This window comes from Komagataeibacter melomenusus (assembly GCF_013155395.1).
Classification (GTDB): Bacteria; Pseudomonadota; Alphaproteobacteria; order Acetobacterales; family Acetobacteraceae; genus Komagataeibacter; species Komagataeibacter melomenusus.
On the sequence record NZ_JABJWC010000019.1, the window covers coordinates 17211 to 31180 of the forward strand.

General features: G+C 66.9%; 15 protein-coding genes. 7 read left to right on the top strand and 8 right to left on the bottom strand.

Features of this window, described 5'->3' with window-relative positions; genetic code table 11:
* Positions 1-244: 244 nt before the first annotated feature.
* The 7 genes from fabG to HNW77_RS08955 all read right to left on the bottom strand — a co-directional run bounded on the left by fabG (position 245) and on the right by HNW77_RS08955 (position 6384).
* A complete protein-coding gene (gene fabG, locus HNW77_RS08925; protein WP_172157107.1) occupies positions 245-1000 on the bottom strand; it encodes a 3-oxoacyl-[acyl-carrier-protein] reductase in 756 nt (251 codons plus the stop codon).
* A gap of 65 nt (positions 1001-1065) precedes the next feature.
* Complete coding sequence (fabD, locus tag HNW77_RS08930; protein ID WP_172157022.1) at positions 1066-2052, bottom strand: ACP S-malonyltransferase; 987 nt, start codon at positions 2050-2052, stop codon at positions 1066-1068.
* Positions 2053-2109: 57 nt separating this feature from the next.
* Positions 2110-2655 carry a YdcF family protein gene (locus HNW77_RS08935; protein WP_172157023.1) on the bottom strand — a complete coding sequence of 182 codons (546 nt, stop codon included), beginning with the start codon at positions 2653-2655 and terminating at the stop codon, positions 2110-2112.
* A 3-nt stretch (positions 2656-2658) separates the two neighbouring features.
* Positions 2659-3933 (bottom strand): class I SAM-dependent methyltransferase, encoded by a 1275-nt coding sequence (locus HNW77_RS08940; protein WP_172157024.1) that lies wholly within the window; start codon positions 3931-3933, stop codon positions 2659-2661.
* Between the two features lie 8 nt (positions 3934-3941).
* The gene (locus HNW77_RS08945; RefSeq protein ID WP_172157026.1) at positions 3942-4700 is read right to left on the bottom strand and encodes a glycine betaine ABC transporter substrate-binding protein; all 759 of its coding nucleotides are present in this window, start codon (positions 4698-4700) and stop codon (positions 3942-3944) included.
* Positions 4701-4736: 36 nt separating this feature from the next.
* Positions 4737-5522, bottom strand: a complete 786-nt coding sequence (locus tag HNW77_RS08950; protein WP_241694372.1) for a Dabb family protein — start codon at positions 5520-5522, stop codon at positions 4737-4739.
* Between the two features lie 37 nt (positions 5523-5559).
* On the bottom strand, positions 5560-6384 hold the full coding sequence (locus HNW77_RS08955; protein WP_172157028.1) for an acyl-ACP desaturase: 825 nt from the start codon (positions 6382-6384) through the stop codon (positions 5560-5562).
* Positions 6385-6569: 185 nt separating this feature from the next.
* Between HNW77_RS08955 and sucC the strand changes: the two genes are divergently transcribed.
* The 7 genes from sucC to HNW77_RS08990 all read left to right on the top strand — a co-directional run bounded on the left by sucC (position 6570) and on the right by HNW77_RS08990 (position 13244).
* Positions 6570-7769 carry an ADP-forming succinate--CoA ligase subunit beta gene (gene sucC, locus HNW77_RS08960; RefSeq protein ID WP_172157030.1) on the top strand — a complete coding sequence of 400 codons (1200 nt, stop codon included), beginning with the start codon at positions 6570-6572 and terminating at the stop codon, positions 7767-7769.
* A 5-nt stretch (positions 7770-7774) separates the two neighbouring features.
* A complete protein-coding gene (gene sucD / locus HNW77_RS08965) occupies positions 7775-8647 on the top strand; it encodes a succinate--CoA ligase subunit alpha (protein ID WP_172157032.1) in 873 nt (290 codons plus the stop codon).
* A gap of 109 nt (positions 8648-8756) precedes the next feature.
* Positions 8757-9767, top strand: coding sequence for a biotin synthase BioB (bioB, locus tag HNW77_RS08970; protein WP_172157034.1), 1011 nt, complete (start codon positions 8757-8759; stop codon positions 9765-9767).
* A gap of 86 nt (positions 9768-9853) precedes the next feature.
* Positions 9854-10489, top strand: coding sequence for a 7-carboxy-7-deazaguanine synthase (gene queE / locus HNW77_RS08975; protein WP_172157036.1), 636 nt, complete (start codon positions 9854-9856; stop codon positions 10487-10489).
* Positions 10490-10491: 2 nt separating this feature from the next.
* On the top strand, positions 10492-11232 hold the full coding sequence (gene queC, locus HNW77_RS08980; protein WP_172157038.1) for a 7-cyano-7-deazaguanine synthase QueC: 741 nt from the start codon (positions 10492-10494) through the stop codon (positions 11230-11232).
* Positions 11225-11752 (top strand): 6-pyruvoyl trahydropterin synthase family protein, encoded by a 528-nt coding sequence (locus tag HNW77_RS08985; RefSeq protein WP_172157040.1) that lies wholly within the window; start codon positions 11225-11227, stop codon positions 11750-11752. The genes queC and HNW77_RS08985 overlap by 8 nt, the downstream gene beginning before the upstream one ends.
* Positions 11753-11783: 31 nt before the next feature.
* On the top strand, positions 11784-13244 hold the full coding sequence (locus HNW77_RS08990; RefSeq protein ID WP_172157042.1) for a SulP family inorganic anion transporter: 1461 nt from the start codon (positions 11784-11786) through the stop codon (positions 13242-13244).
* A 409-nt stretch (positions 13245-13653) separates the two neighbouring features.
* On the opposite strand, the gene HNW77_RS08995 is transcribed toward HNW77_RS08990, so the two are convergent.
* Positions 13654-13959, bottom strand: a complete 306-nt coding sequence (locus HNW77_RS08995; RefSeq protein WP_172157044.1) for a DUF4304 domain-containing protein — start codon at positions 13957-13959, stop codon at positions 13654-13656.
* Positions 13960-13970 lie beyond the last annotated feature (11 nt).

A 13970-nucleotide genomic window follows, 5' to 3' on the forward strand; every position in this document is an offset into this window, starting at 1 on the left:
CCTGTCTGCCCCTGAAGAAACGGGCGGTTCGAAACGTGTTCGTCCTGTAACGTCCCTGCAAACCGATGACCGGCACCGGCCCGCTTCGGACGAAGCTGCGGGCGATTAGCACGGTTTTGATGCAATCGCCAAGGCGGCGTTTGCATTTCCTGTCCGCACGCCCCGCAATGAAGGGGACAGCTGGGCTGTCAGGACTATCTTTTTTGTCACTTCAGGCCCGCTGTCCAGCAAAATATCACATTGCTCAGACCATCGCCATGCCACCATTGACATGCAATGTCGCCCCCGTGACCCATCCGGCCTCGTCCGATGCCAGATAGACCACCGCGGGCGCTATGTCACCCGGCTGGCCCATGCGGCCGAGCGGGATGGAGCCGACCAGCTTTTCCTTCTGCGCTTCAGGCAGCACGTCGGTCATGGCGGTCTGGATGAAGCCCGGCGCCAGCGTGTTCACGGTCACGCCCCGGCTGCCGGCCTCCTGCGCCAGTGACTTGCCCATGCCGATCATGCCTGCCTTGGCGGCGGCGTAGTTGGCCTGGCCTGCATTGCCCGTCACCCCCACCACGGAGGCGATGTTGATGATGCGCCCCGCCCTGCGGCGCAGCATGCCCTTGAGTGCCGCGCGGCACAGGCGGAAGGGGGCGGCAAGGTCCACGTCGAGCACGCGGCTCCAGTCCTCGTCCTTCATCCGAATCGCAAGCGTGTCGCGCGTCAGCCCCGCATTGTTGACCAGAATGGCCAGGGGGGCGCCTGCCTTTTCCTCGGCGGCGGCAACCAGCGCGTCAGCCGCCGTGGCATCCGACAGGTCAGCGGGGCAGACATGCAGGCGGTCAGCACCGCCTTCGGCCCCGATGCTGGCCGCGACCTCCTCCAGCACCGCCTGGCGCGTGCCCGACAGCACCACCGTGGCCCCCTGGGCATGCAGCGCGCGCACGATCTCGCGCCCGATTCCCCCCGATGCGCCGGTCACCAGCGCTACTTTTCCATCCAGCCTGAACATGAGCTGTCCGTTCCCTTCGGTATCGATCAATCAGAATGCCCCGGCTAGCAGGCCGGGGCGTCGTTTCAGCGCGTGGCCAGATAGGCTTCGATATCGGCGGGCGTGCCGACCGAGCGGGTGGCCACATCGCCATTGATGCGCCTGACCAGCCCTGCCAGCACCTTGCCCGCGCCGATCTCGACAAAGCTGTCCACGCCCATGGCCACCATCGCATCCACGCTTTCGCGCCAGCGCACGGTGCCGGTAATCTGGCGCACCAGCAGGTCGCGGATCGTGGCCGGGTCGGTGACCTTGGCCGCCGTCACGTTGGCCACCACGGGCACGACGGGGGCGTTGATCCCGGTCGCGTCCAGCGCCTGGCGCATGGCCTCGGCGGCGGGTTCCATCATCGAGCAGTGGAAGGGAGCGGAAACCGGCAGCTTGAGCGCGCGCTTGACGCCCTGCGCCTTGGCCAGGTCGATCACGCGGTCGATCGCCGCCATCTCGCCCGCCACGACCACCTGGCCGCCGCCATTGTCGTTGGCCACTTCGATGATCTGTTTGTGGGCCTTTCCCGCCTCATCGGTATAGGTCGCGGCCTCGGCGCACAGGCTGGCGGCGCGCGCCATGTCCATGCCCACGCCGATCAGGGCCGCCATGCCGCCCCTGCCCGGCGGCACTGCGGCCTGCATGGCATTGCCGCGCAGGCGCAGCAAGCGGGCCGTCTGGGCAATGCCCAGCGCACCGGCGGCAGCAAGGGCGGAATATTCGCCCAGCGAGTGGCCGGCCACCAGCGCCACGTCGCGCCTGATATCCACGCCACCTTCGCGCTCGAGCACCCGCAGCACGGCCAGGGAGACGGCCATGAGCGCGGGCTGGGCGTTGTCGGTGCGGGTCAGGTCCTCCATCGGGCCTTCGAACATGAGCTTGGAGAGATGCTGGCCCAGCGCCTCATCAACTTCCTGAAACACTTCGCGCGCCGGGGCGAAGGCCTCGGCGAGGTCGCGCCCCATTCCAACTGACTGACTTCCCTGACCGGGGAAAACAAAGGCTTGCACAGGCATGACTTCCATCCACACTGACTATGGTTCTTGGGTTCACCCGCGTGATGCGGGCTGGGGCGGACAGTGTCAATCACCATCACGCCCGGCGCGGAGCAGGTGGCCTGCCAGCAGCAGCACATCCCACGGCAGGGCCGCGACCTCACGCAGGCGCCACAACCACCGCTTGCTCCAGCGCCGCGCGGCGGGCACGGGCGGCGGCGGCACGCGCACCACCGGCCAGCCCATCATGCGCATGAGCACAAGGCAGCGCGGCAGGTGGTAGGCGCTGCTGGCCACCGCCACCGGCCCCACATGCCCGCGCTGGCGCAAGAGCCGCGTGCAGGCAATGACGGAGGCCAGCGTGTCGGGGGCCGTATCCTCCACCAGCAGTGCATCAGGAGGCACGCCCGCCGCGCCGAGCAGCGTGGCCATGACCCTTCCCTCCCGCAAGCCGGAAGGGTGGGCGGGACCACCGGTTGGAACATACAGCACCGGGGCATGGGTCTCGCCAAAGGCATGGGCCGCGGCCAGCCGCAGCCACAACGTGACCCCCGGTGCGCCATCGGGTCGCAGCCTTGCCCCGAATATAACCACGGGCAATACTTGGCCAGCCTGCCTATCGGTATGCAGCATGGCTCAGGCAGGCGCGCGCAGCAGCACCCGGTTGAGCGATTCCAGCGTGGTGAACATCTGCGCCCATATCCTGGCAAAGCGGCTGGCCGAGACGCCCCGCGTCTCCATGATGGCGGCCAGATCGGCCACCGTGCGCTCGCCATCGATCAGCGGCAGGATGCCACGCGCCTGCGGCGGCAGGGCAATGGCGACCTGAAGCGTGCCGAACGCAAAGGGCAGCCGGTCATCGCCCCCCATCATGCGGGCGAGTTCAAGGCCGGGAATCTCGCGCATGACGGGCACGGCGCCCGGGGCAGACGGGTCGGCCCGCACAACCGGCTCGCTGTTACGGCGCACATAGGCCACATGGGTGGCCATGTTGCCCGCCACGTCCTCCGCCACGGCCTGGCGGGCGCGTTCAGGCAGGGCCGCAATCCGCTCGCGCAGGCGCGGGTCGGGCAGCAGCAGGGCGGGGTCGTAGCGGGCGGGTTCCATCAGGCAGGCCGCCGCCAGCCCCGCGCGGTCCAGCAGGGCGTGGAAGGCGGTGATGTCATAGGCCCGGTCACGCGGGTTGAGCAGCAGGTCATACAGCCCCGCGTCGCCCCCGGTCAGGTGATCGCCAAAATTGGTGTTCTGCCGCAGCCAGGCGGTGGCGGGCAGATGCCGCATGACGCGACGGGCCACGTCCAGCCGCCCCTTTGGGGCTTCATCCACCGGGGCGAGACGCTCGAGCGCATCCTGCAGCATGTACACGCCCGTGCGGCCATAAGGCGCATAGACCATCAGCCCCATGCCGCCACCGGGCGCAAGCACGCGCTCAAGGGCCGCAAGCCCGGCATCGGGGTCGGGCAGGTGGTGCAGCACGCCACAGCAGTCGATGTAGTCGAACGGGCCGGGGGCCACCTGCGCGATATCGGTCAGGTCACCGCGCACGAAGCGCATGTTCTCCAGCCCGCGCACCGCGGCACGCTGGCTGACAATGTCGAGTGCCGCGGGCGAACGGTCGAGGCACAGCACCTCCCCCGCTCGGCCGGCCCGCGCCATGTGGGTGGCCAGCATGATCGCGCCATCGCCCGTGCCGCACCCCGCCACCAGCACCCGCAGGGGCTGCGAGCGGGGACGGGTGGCGCCAAACACCCAGTAATCGATCTCACGCAGGTGGCTGGGGCTGCCGATCAGCAGCCTGCCCTTTTCCTCACGCGGGTCGCGGGCGGGATAGGGGTACTGCTCGTACTGGGCAAGCAGCCCGGCATCACGCCCGTCATGCGGGGCGGGGGGAGCACTTTCATCGCGGGTCATGACGGGTCTCAGCGCGGCAGCAGCTTGCCGCGCTGCCAGGCCTCGGCGGCCTCTTCGGCACTCATGTCCTCGAAGCGCATGGCATGGTCGAGCGCGCTGACCACCTTGTTGCCCAGCGTCAGTTCATCAAGCTCGTCGAGCAGGTCGCTGTCCATGTCGCCACGAATGGCGGAACGCAGCAGGATGCGGGCTTCCTGCTCCGCGCCATAGCTGGCCTTGGGGTCATCGAGTGCGAGCAGCTTCTGGCCGTAATGCACGAAGGAAGGCTGCCAGGCGGGAATGATCTCGGGCAGGCTGCCCTCAAGCACCTGTGCCGCGTGGTCATGGGCCTCCGCGTCGGGGCGGGCGGCGATGGTGTAGCCTGCCTCGGTCAGGTTATAGGCGGCCACGACCTGACGCACCCGGTCGAGCACAGAGGCGGGGGTCACGATCTCGCGGCTGACGGGGCAGTCCGCCGCGGCAAGCCCGGCCACCGAGGTCACGCCCGTGGCAGCGGCCTCGGGCACGCCCCAGCCGAAGGCGGGGCGATAAAGCTGGCCGAAGGCTTCCATGCCCAGTTCGGGGGCTACGAAGGCAGCATCGACATCAGGCAGCCAGGCCGAGACAAACAGGTCCACATCGCCACGGCGCATGTGCTCGATCATCTCCGCGCGCGGGGCAATGACGTATTCGATTTCCAGCTCGTAGGCTTCAAGCACGCGGGCAACGGCGGCGGCGGTGGCCTGCTGCACGGATTCATCGAGGTGCCCGAGGGTCACGGTGGTCATGTAGTTTCACTCCTTGGTGGGGCCGTGCCCGGCCTGTCAGCCCTGCTGCTGGGGAATCTGCGCCGCCTGCCCGGTCCGGACCGGCGCCTTGCGCGGGGGATGGGCGGATGCAACGGCATAGTCAAATACGACAGTAGTGACGATATAGGGTGCCGCGAATTTCTTGAAGGCTTCATGCGCCGGATCGAAATAGGCCGGGTCGGTCACGACCGGGCGGCCCACGTAATAATTGCGATCCCCCTCCGAGCGGAAGGTGACCACGAAGGCCTGCTGCAGCCCCTCATCCACGCCCTCGCCGCTGATCTGGGCGCCGGTCTCGATCGAGACCACCACGGGCGAGCCGTCCTCGCGGCGCGATGTACGGGCCAGCGCCATGAAGCGGCTGACCACCTCGGCGCGCTGCGCATCGGTGATGGTCGGCAGGAAGCGGAACAGCACGATATGGCGCACAAGGCCGCGATGGAAACCCGGCGCGGTAAAGCGCAGCAGCCCCGTCTGGGAGGCCATGAGCCGCTCGGCGCGCGTGGCATCGCTGACCGGCGGCTCGGCAGGCGCCTGCGCCGTGCTGGCCGGAGCCGAAGCGGGCGCCCCGGCGGTTGCCGGGACCGCAGGCGGCGGAGCCTGAACCGGCGCCACAGGCGTGGCCGGGGCTGCTGTCGGGGCCGGAACAGGCGCAGCCGGGAGTGGCGCCTGAACCGGGGCCACGGCGGCATCCGGGGCGGGCGTTGCGGGCGCGTCATCCGCCCGGGCGGGTCCTGCCATGAACAGCCAGCCCGCCGCGATGATGGCAGCCTGTCCCGCCCTGATGTCACGCACCTTCATTCAGTCTTCATTCCTTTCATGCGGCAGCCATTGGAGGTCAGGCTGCGGCGGTCATCCGCGCGAATTTGCGCTGGCGCATCATGAGCAGGCGGTACACCGCTCTGCTGATCAGCCCGCTCAGCCGCCCGCGGGGCGTCCAGCCAATGGTCTTGAGAATCATGCCTGTAACCCGCACGGCATGGCGCGGCTTGTACAGCCGCAGCGCGCGCGACATGTAGGCCGCGATGCAGCGGCGGTGGTCGTAGGGCACGGAAGCGGGCTCGTTGGTGGTGTGGAAGGCGGAGGCCAGTTCGTCATCCTCGCTTTCCGTCACCCGGCCCAGGGCGATGCGGGTGCGCTGCCATGCGCCAAGGCGCTCGCGCTCCAGGTAGCGGCGCATATGGTCATAGAACAGCTTGAAATGGCGGTATTCATCGGCGGCAATCTGCTTGCATATGGCCCTGAGCAGGGGCTCGTCGGTGGCATCGGCCAGCGCGGTGTAGAAGGAGGACGTGCCCGTCTCGACCATGCAGCGCGCGATCAGTTCCCCCGTGCGCGAGCCGCGGATGGAGGCATCCACCTCAAGGTCGAGGCTGTAGGCCTGCCGGTAGCGGGCGAAGGCGGCCATGTAGTCCCAGTCCGGGTCGGCCAGCATGGCCCAGCGTCCCAGCGCATCGCCATGCTGCACTTCTTCTTCCGCCCAGTTATCCGCCGCGCGGGCAAAAGCGGGATCATCGGCAAAGACATTCTTCAGGTAGCGGGCGTAATCGAGGCCGTTCCGCTCCACGACCGAGGCCGCCTTGATGACGGGTATCATGTCAGGGTCCACCCGTTGCGGGTCGAAACTGTTCCAGTTCATCTGTTCAATGCGCCAGTGTTTCATCGCAACCTGCTCTTGTACTTTTTCTCCATGAAGGCGCGCGCCGCGTGCCATTGATGCGGAGGACATGACACATGTTTCATGTTTACGCCAATCCTGACACCATCGCGCCCCTGTCATTGTGCGGCCAAATCATGCTAGGGGCCTAGCCCGACACCGCCAATAAGAACGACAGATTGGGTCGCCACATGAATATTCATGAATACCAGGCCAAGGCGCTCCTGCGCTCCTACGGCATGCCCGTGCCCGAAGGACATGCCGCCACCACCGCCGATGAAGCCACAGCCGCCGCCAGGACGCTTGGCGCGCCGGTCACCGTGGTCAAGGCGCAGATCCACGCCGGTGGGCGCGGAGCCGGGCATTTTGCGGGCAAGCCCGAAGGCAGGGGCGGCGTGCGCCTCGCCCGCACCCCCGCCGAGGTGGCCGAGGCCGCCCACGCCATGCTCGGTCAGGTACTCGTGACAAAGCAGACCGGGCCTGCGGGCCGCCTCGTGCGCACGCTGTATGTCGAATCCGGCTGCGACATCGCGCGCGAGCTGTATTTTTCCATGCTGGTCGACCGGGTGACCGGGCGCGTGGTCATTGTCGCATCCCCTGATGGCGGCATGGAGATCGAGGAAGTCGCCGCCCGCACGCCCGAGCGCATCTTCAAGGAATATATCGACCCCGCGAAGGGCCTGTGCGACTACCAATCACGCGAACTGGCCGTGCGCCTGGGCCTGAAGGGGCGCGAGATCCGCGCGTTCCAGAACGTGGTGCGCGCGGCCTATAACGCATTCACCAGCCTTGACGCCGCCATTGTCGAGGTCAACCCGCTGGTCGTGACCGGTACTGGCGACCTGCTGGCACTCGACGCCAAGATGTCATTTGACGAGAACGCGCTCTACCGCCACCCCGAGATTGCGAAGCTGCGCGACGAGCACGAGGAAGACCCCCGTGAGCGCGAGGCCGCCGAATACGGCCTGGCCTATGTGGGGCTGGACGGCAATATCGGCTGCATGGTCAACGGCGCGGGCCTGGCCATGGCCACGATGGACATCATCAAGATGGAAGGCGAGGAGCCTGCCAACTTCCTCGATGTCGGGGGCGGTGCGTCAAAGGAACGCGTGGCGGCGGCTTTCCGCATCCTCATCGGCGACCCCAAGGTGCGCGGCATCCTGGTCAACATCTTTGGCGGCATCATGCGCTGCGACGTAATTGCCGAGGCCATCATCGCCGCCTCGCACGAGACCGGGCTGAACGTGCCGCTGGTGGTGCGCCTGGCGGGCACCAATGTCGATCGCGGCAAGGCGCTGCTGGCTGAATCCGGCCTGACCATCATCCCTGCCGATGACCTGGGCGATGCCGCCCGCAAGATCGTAGCCGCCGTCCGTAACGCGGGAGCCTGAAGCCCATGTCCATTCTCGTCAACAAATCCACCAAGGTGATCACGCAGGGCTTTACCGGCGCGCAGGGCACCTTCCATACCGAGCAGGCGCTGGCCTACGGCACCCACGTGGTGGGCGGTGTCACGCCCGGCAAGGGCGGCAGCGTGCATCTGGGCCTGCCGGTGTTCGACACCGTGGCGCAGGCGCGGGCTGCTACCGGGGCCGATGCCTCGGTCATCTACGTGCCGCCCGCAGGTGCTGCCGATGCCATCCTTGAGGCCATTGCCGCCGGCATCGGGCTGATCGTGTGCATTACCGAGGGCATTCCCGTGCAGGACATGGTGCACGTGCGCGCGGCGCTGGAGCAGTCGGGCAGCCTGCTCATCGGCCCCAACTGCCCCGGCATCATCACGCCCGGCGAGTGCAAGATCGGCATCATGCCCGGCCCCATCCACCGCCGCGGGCATGTGGGCATCGTCTCGCGCTCGGGCACGCTGACCTATGAGGCCGTGGCCCAGACCACCGCCATCGGCCAGGGCCAGAGCACCTGCGTTGGCATTGGCGGCGACCCGGTCAAGGGCATGGACTTCACCGATGTGCTCGCCCGCATGATCGAGGACCCCGACACCCATTCCATCGTCATGATCGGCGAGATCGGCGGCACGTCGGAAATCGACGGGGCGGAACTGATCCGTGCCAGCGGCACGCACAAGCCGGTGGTGGGCTTCATTGCCGGCGCCACCGCCCCGCCCGGCCGCCGCATGGGCCATGCGGGCGCCGTGATTACCGGCGGCCACGAGACCGCGAGTGCCAAGATCGAGGCCCTGCGCGAGGCGGGCATCCATGTCGCCCCCAGCCCCGCCGAACTGGGCACGACGCTGGCCCGCGTGCTGGGCTGATCCCCCTTTCCGGCGATGGCCCCATAGGAATAAAAGTGTGGTCATCGCCGGTTTTGTATGGCACAGCCGGAAGCGTTTTTTCCACCACCTGCCAGAGGACCCAAGCCCGATGCCCGATGGGAGCAGCCCGGATACCCTGCCCATGCATGGCACCCCCATGCCCCCCGTCCGCACGGACTGGACGCGCGATGAAGTCGCGGCCCTCATGGCCCTGCCCTTCCCCGACCTGATCTACCGGGCGCAGACCGTGCACCGCGCGCGTTTTGACCCTACGGAAATGCAGATCTCCACCCTGCTGTCGATCAAGACCGGCGGCTGCCCCGAGGACTGCGCCTACTGCCCGCAGAGCGCCGTGCATGAAGATGGCGGCGTCAAGGCCAGCCGCCTGATGGCCGTGGAGGAAGTGCTGAAGGAAGCCCGCGCCGCCAAGGCTGCGGGGGCGGCGCGCTTCTGCATGGGGGCGGCGTGGCGCAGCCCCAAGGAGCATGACCTCGAGACCGTGTGCGCCATGGTCGAGGGTGTTAAGGCGCTGGGGCTGGAAAGCTGCGTGACGCTGGGCATGCTCGACAACAGCCAGGCGCACCGTCTCAAGGATGCCGGGCTGGATTACTACAACCACAACATCGACACCTCGCCCGAATATTATGGCGACATCATCTCGACCCGCACCTTCCAGGACCGGCTCGATACGCTGGAGAACGTGCGCGACGCGGGCATCAATGTCTGCTGCGGCGGGATCGTGGGCATGGGCGAGGACAGCACCGACCGCGCGGGCATGATCGCAACCCTGGCCAGCCTGCCCCGCCACCCCGAGAGCGTGCCGATCAACATGCTCGTGCGCGTGGAAGGCACGCCCCTGGCCGACAGGGCCGAGGCGGTTGACCCGATCGAGTTCGTGCGCACCATCGCCGCTGCCCGCATCACCATGCCCGCCAGCCGCGTGCGCCTTGCCGCAGGCCGCGAGGACATGACCGATGAAGCCCAGACCCTGTGCTTCCTGGCCGGTGCCAACTCCATTTTCTATGGCGAGCGCCTGCTGACCACCCCCAACCCCGCAGCAATGCGCGACCGGCAGTTGCTTGACCGGCTGGGCATGCATACATCCCACAAACAGGGCTGAACCCGACGCGGCCGGGCGGGGACCGGCCGGGGCATTTCCCATGCTGGCTCTTGCAATCCGGCCACGTGCATCACGAAATCTGGAACATGTCCTATACCGTAAAGGAAATCTTCCCCACCCTGCAGGGTGAGGGCGCACAGGCTGGCCGCACGGCCGTGTTCTGCCGCTTTGCAGGCTGCAACCTGTGGAGCGGGCTGGAGCGCGACCGCGCAAAAGCCATCTGCCAGTTCTGTGATACGGATTTCATCGGTACGGATGGCGCAGGCGGTGGCCGCTTTGCCGATGCCGATGCCCTGGCGGACGCCATTGCCGCGCAGTGGCCCGGCCCGGATAGCGCGCGGGCCTTTGTGGTCTTTACCGGCGGCGAGCCCCTGCTCCAGCTTGATGCGGCGCTGATTGCAGCCATCCATGCGCGCGGTTTTGAAGTGGCGGTGGAAACAAACGGCACCCTGCCCGCCCCCGCCGGTATAGACTGGCTGTGCGTCAGCCCCAAGGCGGGTGCCGCGCTGGTGCAGAAAGCGGGGCATGAACTCAAGCTAGTCTATCCCCAGCCCGACCTGCTGCCTGAACAGGTGGCGGGGCTGGATTTCGGGCAGTTCTGGCTTCAGCCCATGGATGGCGCGCACCGCAACCACAACACGGCGGCAGCGGTTGACTACTGCATGCACCACCCGCAATGGCGGCTGTCGCTCCAGACCCACAAGCTGATCGGGATCCCCTGACCATGAGCGTTTCCCCTCCCCCACCCTCCAGGCCCGAGAACGAAGCCGCCCTTGTCCTGTTTTCCGGCGGGCAGGATTCAGCCACGTGCCTCGCCTGGGCGCTGGCGCGGTTTGGCCGGGTGGAAACGCTGGGCTTCGATTACGGGCAACGGCACGCGGTGGAACTGGAATGCCGCGCCACGCTGCGCGATGGCATGGCGCGGCTCAACCCCACCTGGGCGCAGCGCCTCGGCGCAGACCACACGCTCGACCTCGCAGCCCTTGGCACCGTGTCGGACACGGCGCTGACGCGCGAGGCGGAAATTGCGCTGACCGAAGGCGGGCTGCCCAACACCTTCGTGCCCGGCCGCAACATCATTTTCCTCACCTTTGCTGCCGCCCTGGCCGCGCGCCGCGATATCCGCCACATCGTGACCGGCGTGTGCGAGACGGATTATTCCGGCTATCCCGACTGCCGCGATGACACGATCAAGTCCCTGCAGGTGACCCTCAACCTGGGTATGGCCAGCCATTACATCCTCCACACCCCGCTCATGTGGATCGACAAGGCCCAGACATGGGACCTCGCCGCGCAGCTTGGCGGCGAGGCGCTGGTGCGGCTGATCAACCGCGAGAGCCATAGCTGCTACCTCGGCACGCGCGGCGTGATGCATGAATGGGGCCATGGGTGTGGCACATGCCCGGCCTGCCTGCTGCGCAAGGCGGGGTGGGAGCGGTTCATGGCACACAAGCACCATGTTTGAACTGGTCTTCAGCCGCCGCTTTTCCATGGCGCACCGGCTGCTGGCAGGCAGTAGCGAGCGCTGCGCCCTGCCGCATGGGCATAATGAATATGTGCGCGTGCACCTGCGCGCCACAGCCCCCGCAGCGCTTGATGGCCAGGCCAACATGGTCCTGCCCTTCCAGCGCGCCAAGGGAGTGTGGCATGCCTTCATAGACGGGCATGTCGATCACGCGCTGCAACTGGGCGAGGATGATCCGCTGCTGCCATGGTTCCGTCAGCATGAGCCCCGGCGCGCCGCCCGCATCCTGGTCACGCCGGGCGACCCCACGACCGAACTGCTGGCCTGCCTGCTCATGGCCAAGCTGAACGCCTTCCTTGCCGCCGATGGCGGGGCGCTGACCTGTGCCGCCATCGAAATAGAGGAAACGCCAACAAACACGGTCCGCTACACTGGCGACCCGCTTGCGGTCCTGCCACAACCCCGCCCTGCCGCACGGTGCTGGTGGCGGCGCGCGGATACGACCATAGCCGATACCTGATCCCCTTACCCTGAAAGGCCCCGTTTTTTATATGTCAGCACTCGCCCGCTACCGCCAGGAATGGTTCGGCAACATCACGCGCGACACCCTGGCCGGCATGGTCGGCACTTTTGCGCTGATCCCCGAGGTCATCGCGTTTTCCTTCGTGGCGGGGGTGGACCCGGCCGTCGGGCTCTACGCTTCCTTTGTCATCAGCGTGGTCATTGCGTTCACGGGCGGCAGGCCGGGCATGATCTCGGGGGCAGCGGGCTCGGTGGCGCTGGTGGCGGCAGCGCTGGTGCGCGGCCACGGCGTGCAGTACCTGCTGGCAGCCACCCTTCTGTGCGGCCTGCTGCAGGTCGTGTTCGGCATCCTCAAGCTCGACGTGCTCATGCGCTATGTCTCGCGCCCGGTGCGCACCGGTTTTGTCAACGCGCTGGCCATCCTGATCTTTTCCGCCCAGTTGCCGCACATGCTGCATGTGACATGGCACACCTATGCCATGATCGCGCTGGGGCTTGCCATCATCTACACCGTGCCGCGCTTTTTTACCGCCATCCCCTCGCCGCTCATCTGCATCGTGGTACTGACGGTGGTGGCGGTGGCCTACCCCATGCCGCTGCACACGGTGGCCGATCTGGGCCGCCTGCCCGACAGCCTGCCGCATCTGGTCTGGCCTGATGTGCCCTTCTCGCTCGATACGCTGCGCATCATCGCCCCCTACGCCCTGGCCATGGCCAGCGTGGGCGTGCTCGAATCCATGATGACCGCCCGCGTGGTCGATGACATGACCGATACCCATAGCAGCAAGCAGCGTGAATGCATGGGCCTTGGCGTGGCCAACATTGCGGTGGGGATGTTTGGCGGCATCGCGGGCTGCGGCATGATTGGCCAGACAGTTGGCAACCTGCGCTATGGCGGGCGGGGGCGGCTTTCCACCTTCGTGGCGGGTGCGTTCCTGCTGCTGCTGATGGTGGCATTGCGTCCGTGGGTGGCGCAGGTGCCGGTGGCGGCGCTGGTTGCGATCATGATCATGGTCTCGGCCAGCACGTTCTCGTGGGGGTCGCTGCGTGACTTGGCGCACCACCCGCGCACGACAAGCATCATCATGCTGGCCACCGTGGCGGTTGTGGTGGGCACGCATGACCTCGCCGCAGGTGTTGCCGTAGGCGTGCTGCTCAATGGGCTGTTCTTCGCCTTTCAGGTGTCGAACATGCTGTCGGTCACCAATACGCTTTCCCCCGATGGCCAGACACGCACCTATATCGTGAACGGACAGGTGTTCTTTGCATCATCCGACGGGTTTACCGATGCTTTCGACCTGCATGACACTGTTCGCGACATTACCATCGACCTGACCCACGCCCATCTGTGGGACATGACCGCCGCTGGCGCGGTGGAAGAACTGGTGGGCCGGATGAAGGCGCAGGGCATGCAGGTGCGCCTGACCGGCCTGAACACGGCCAGCGCCACGCTGATCGAGCGGCACACAGGGCTGGAAAGCCTGACCTGAAAGAGAGCTGGCAGGAGGGCATGACCCTCCTGCCACGCCAGAGTCAGACCCGCCTGGCCTGTGTCATGCAGGCGGCATGATGGCCGCCTGCGGCCACCGGTCACGGCAGGAAATGAGAGACCCATACCTGCATGGGCCATGATCCGGATATCGCATGTTATCGCCATCCGGAGCCCTGCTGGTCCGATCGGGTCCAGCCTGATCCAGGGATTTACCGCCCTGCCGCCTCATGCCGCGCTGCGGGATGCGCGGTTCATTCCGGCCCTAAGGCTTCGCTGGGGGCTGCGCAACAGGCAGCGATGGCCACAGGGCTGGATCGGACAGTTTTTCGATCGTGACTGCCGCAAGTTCCTGCGGCGTATGCTGGTCAAACCTGAACCACTTCGCCTTGAGATACGTATCCTCCGGGTTAATACGCTCCCTTTCGCGCGTAATGTGCCACGCCGTCACCTTGCGCGGCGATATGAACTCCCCCCAGGCCATCCATCGTATAGCCCTGTGGCGCGCATCGGGCCACCTCCAGCACATATCCGCCGCCACGCAGGTCGAACTGGAAGGTCAGCAGGTCAATTGCATCGGGACCGGGACGCCGGAAGTGGGTCAGTGATCCCCTGAACCCCTGTTGGCGCAACCATGGTACAACGCTGGCCTTCAGTTCACGGTCCATATCCGCGCGGGTATGGGTCATCCGCCTGCCCTCGTGCGTAGAGGGCATGCGCCCTAGTT